This window comes from Dietzia massiliensis, from assembly GCF_018390595.1.
In the GTDB taxonomy this organism is placed as follows: Bacteria; Actinomycetota; Actinomycetes; order Mycobacteriales; family Mycobacteriaceae; genus Dietzia; species Dietzia massiliensis.
The window spans coordinates 1-3,784 of the sequence record NZ_JAHBAV010000105.1; the positions used below are offsets into that span (position 1 = coordinate 1).

4 protein-coding genes, 3 tRNA genes and 1 pseudogene are annotated in these 3,784 nt (G+C 70.8%); 1 reads left to right on the plus strand and 7 read right to left on the minus strand.

Features of this window, described 5'->3' with window-relative positions; all coding sequences use genetic code 11:
* Together KHA85_RS16135 and KHA85_RS16140 are read right to left on the minus strand one after the other, a co-directional pair.
* Nucleotides 1-353: pseudogene (locus KHA85_RS16135) on the minus strand (hypothetical protein); the annotation flags it as partial.
* Nucleotides 350-1,096, minus strand: coding sequence for a dihydrofolate reductase family protein (locus KHA85_RS16140; protein WP_213186588.1), 747 nt, complete (start codon nt 1,094-1,096; stop codon nt 350-352). The gene KHA85_RS16140 and the pseudogene KHA85_RS16135, both read right to left, overlap by 4 nt.
* A 51-nt stretch (nt 1,097-1,147) precedes the next feature.
* Between KHA85_RS16140 and zapE the strand changes: the two genes are divergently transcribed.
* Nucleotides 1,148-2,164 carry a cell division protein ZapE gene (gene zapE, locus KHA85_RS16145; protein WP_204649342.1) on the plus strand — a complete coding sequence of 339 codons (1,017 nt, stop codon included), beginning with the start codon at nt 1,148-1,150 and terminating at the stop codon, nt 2,162-2,164.
* 371 nt (nt 2,165-2,535) lie between these two features.
* On the opposite strand, the gene KHA85_RS16150 is transcribed toward zapE, so the two are convergent.
* The 5 genes from KHA85_RS16150 to KHA85_RS16170 form a co-directional block, all read right to left on the minus strand.
* A complete protein-coding gene (locus KHA85_RS16150; RefSeq protein ID WP_308936981.1) occupies nt 2,536-3,069 on the minus strand; it encodes a GNAT family N-acetyltransferase in 534 nt (177 codons plus the stop codon).
* 22 nt (nt 3,070-3,091) lie between these two features.
* A complete protein-coding gene (locus tag KHA85_RS16155; protein ID WP_213186589.1) occupies nt 3,092-3,322 on the minus strand; it encodes a hypothetical protein in 231 nt (76 codons plus the stop codon).
* A 159-nt stretch (nt 3,323-3,481) separates the two neighbouring features.
* A tRNA-Val gene (locus KHA85_RS16160) sits at nt 3,482-3,556 on the minus strand.
* A gap of 31 nt (nt 3,557-3,587) precedes the next feature.
* Nucleotides 3,588-3,658, minus strand: a tRNA-Cys gene (locus tag KHA85_RS16165).
* Between the two features lie 49 nt (nt 3,659-3,707).
* Nucleotides 3,708-3,780: transfer RNA gene (locus KHA85_RS16170), tRNA-Gly, on the minus strand.
* Between the last annotated feature and the right edge of the window lie 4 nt (nt 3,781-3,784).

Consider the following 3,784-nt stretch of genomic DNA (forward strand, 5'->3'; position numbering starts at 1 on the left):
GGCGCGGCGTCGTCCGGGGTGCCCGTCGCCGTGAGGCGCAGGACGGGCGTGTCCCCGAGCATCGAGCACTCCACGGTGGCGTCCTCGGGGACCCCGCGGGCGCGGTTCCCTGCGCACGGGGTCCAGGTGAGGTCGGAGCGCGGTACGAGCCACTCCGGGCGGTCCGCTGTCTCCCGACCGGTACCGCCGTCGGCGTCACGGCCCGGGCCGTCGCCGGTGGCCAGCCGCGGGCCCGTGGCGGGCAGAGGCGCGCAGGCGGCCGCCGCCACCGCGACGGCGGCCAGCACGGCACCGAGCGCGCGCGTCAACCGGTCGCGGCACCGGGGAGCCGGGTGGTCTCCGCCGCGACTCACCCGGCCGCCCCGTCGACGACCCAGCGCGTGTAGAGCCCGCCGCGGGGGCAGGTGAACGCGGCGGCGATCCGCATCGGCACCCTGCTGGTGCCCGGGCCGCTGGCCAGCGGTGTGCGGTCGCCGCCGACGACGAGCTGCGGCGCGACGGACAGCACGAGCTCGTCGACCGCGCCCTCCCGGAGGAAGGTGCCGAGGAGTCCGGGTCCACCCTCGAGGGCCACCTCGGACGCCCCGAAGTGGGTGGCCAGCGATCGGACCGCCGCGCGCAGCGGCCCGGGGTCCAGCACGTGGACGGTCACGCCCTGTCGGCGGGCGGCCTCCAGGCGGTCGCCGGGGACGCCGTGTGCGGCGACGACCTGGACGGCGTCGCCCAGGGGCGCGCAGTGGTCGATCAGCCGGTCGGGGATGCTCCGGGTGAACACCAGGACCACCGGCGGGGGACCGGGGCGTCGGTCCACCCAGGCCTCGGCGATCGTGGCGGGACCGTATCCCTCGGTCAGCGCCGTGGCGGAGCCCACCATCACCAGGTCGGCCCGGGCGCGCATGGCGTCGTAGACGAGCCTGTCGGTCGGGGTGCCGAGCCCGCCGCTACGTCCGTCGACGGTCGTGCTGCCGTCGACCGTGGAGATCATCACCGCCCGGATGCGGGGCAGGGCGAGATCGGGCTCCGGCTCCAGCGCCTCCCAGAGGGCGTCCAGGCCCGCGGGGTCCTCGTCGATCACGGTCAGCCGTGTCGTGTGCACCGCGGACTCCTTCCGTTCTGACGTCGGATGCCCCCACGATAGGCTCTGCGTATGGTCTCTCGCCTCGTTGACGTCACCCCGGTGGTCCCCGCCGACCAGCTCGTGGCCCAGATGGTGCCGCCGTCGATGTTCGACGACGTCAGCTTCGACTCCTACATCCCGGATCCGGCGCAGCCCTCGCAGGCCGCCGCGGTCAAGGCGTGTCGGCAGTTCGCGGAGGAGGTCAACTCCCGGCGCGCGCCGAAGAAGGGCCTCTTCGGGCGGCGCCCCAAGGCCGTCCAGGGCACCGGTATCTACCTCGACGGTGGGTTCGGTGTGGGTAAGACCCACCTGTTGACCTCGATCTATCACAACTGCCCCGAGCCGAAGGCGTTCGGCACGTTCGTCGAGCTGACGCACGTGGTGGGTGCGCTCGGCTTCAACCGGGCGGTCGAGGAGCTCTCGGGCCACTCCGTGCTGTGCATCGACGAGTTCGAGCTCGACGACCCGGGCGACACCATGCTCGTCTCCCGCCTGCTCGCCGAGCTGACGACGGCCGGCGTCAGTGTGGCGGCGACGTCCAACACCCTGCCCGAGCAGCTGGGGGAGGGGCGCTTCGCGGCCAAGGACTTCATGCGGGAGATCCGCAAGATGTCGGGCATCTTCGAGTCCATCCGGGTCGACGGACCGGACTACCGGCACCGCAACCTGCCGCCGGCCCCGGACCCGATGACAGACGAGGACCTGCGGGCGGACGCCGAGGCGGTCGACGGCGCGACGTTCGATGACTTCGACGAGCTGTGCCAGCACCTGTCGACCCTGCACCCCTCCAAGTACAACCGCCTGGTTGACGGGGTGAACCGAGTGTGCCTGAGCGGGGTCAAGCCGCTGCCGGACCAGTCGATCGCGCTGCGGCTCGTGGTGCTCGCGGACCGTCTCTACGACGCGGGAATCCCGGTGCGGAACTCGGGCGACAAGCTGGACGCGATCTTCACCGAGGAGATGGTCGCCGGCGGGTACCGCAAAAAGTACCTGCGGGCGACCTCGCGCCTGCTGGCGCTGTCCCGCTTCGAGACCGTCGGCGGCTGATCTCCGGCCGCAGCTGGCTCATTCCCGACGGCAGCGCCGCGGGCGGCTGAGCGCCGGCCGCACCTGGCTCATTCTCGACCGCACCGCCGCGGCGCGCCCGGTGACGGCGACTCGCCCGACCCGCCCGGGTTCTCGACCCGCGACGTCACCCGCCACCCATCGGCCTCCGCGCCGCCTATCTGCCTACGCACCACCTATCCGATAGCGCGCCACCTATCCGATAGCGCGACGCCTACGGGATCCCACAGGTGGCGCGTGGGCAGATAGGTGGCGTTGCCACAGCCGGGCATCGCCAGGACGGCCTATCCCGAAGGAGCGCTCGAGGACCGGGATCGTCCGGCCGCGGCAGCGCGGCTCAGAAAGAGCGCGATTCAGAGAGGCAGTTCGTAGACGACATCGGTGTTGGCGACGCCGCCCACGTCAAAAGTCCGGTTCCCGCGGGGCTCGAACCCGTTCTTGACGTAAAATCTCCGGGCTCGCGCGTTCGCGACGTTCGTGGCCAACCAGACGCTCTGCACACCCGACCGTCGGCTCCGCGCTATCACGTCGTCGAGCATCCGGGACGCGATCCCTGCGCCGTGGTGGTCTGGGTCGACGTAGAACTTGCTGATGCCCGTCGTGGGGCGATGCACGATCTGCGTTGCGCAGTCGGGATCCATCGCGGTGCCCTCGACGAGCAGTACGTACCCCACGATCGCTCCGTCGTCTGACCGGCACACCAGCACCGCGTGCTCCGAGGACTCCGTGTACGTCCTGAACGCCTCCTCACTGAGGTGCTCGGCGATGAAGGCCCCGATCATCCCCGCGTCGAGTTCGGGCGGGCACGCGAGAGGGAACGTACGGGCGGCCAGTTCCGAGAGGGGGCGGAGGTCGGCTTCTACGGCCTCGTCGAGTCGCGCGGTCACCCGGCCAGCCTAGGGGCACCGTTCACGCGTGCAGATGGAGGCTCTCGTCCTCGCGTACCCCGCGGATGACATACCGCTCGATGTCGTCGCCACCGCCGAGGACGAGTGTGACCTCATACGAGTCGGCGGCGGTCCGGCGGAGGTCGGCGAGGACCCCGGTGGTGTGACGGAAGTCGACGACGCGGCCGCGCATGCTCGCCACGTCGGCCCGGCCGACCGTCTTCGAGTAATGGAGTCGAGGCGTGGCAATCATGCACTCATCATCCGCGACGGACATCACATAGGCGGAACGGTCAGGTACCGGTACGGCGGCGATCCGCCCAACGGCAGGGGCCCGCGGGTCAGTCCCGAAATGCATCGCAGTGCCGGCGCTTCAACGCCGAAAGCCCCGGCCGGGGCCGGGGCTTTCGTGTGGTGCGCGATACTGGGATTGAACCAGTGACCTCTTCCGTGTCAGGGAAGCGCTCTCCCGCTGAGCTAATCGCGCGGGTTCTGCGCCCGGACGAGTCCGGACGTAGAGGTGGAGACGGGAATCGAACCCGTGTTGACGGCTTTGCAGGCCGCTGCCTCACCACTCGGCCACTCCACCGCAAAGGTATCGAGCCTGGTGAGGACGTCCTGGCTCCTCGATCCCTCCGAGCGGATGACGGGATTCGAACCCGCGACCCTCACCTTGGCAAGGTGATGCGCTACCAGCTGCGCCACATCCGCATCG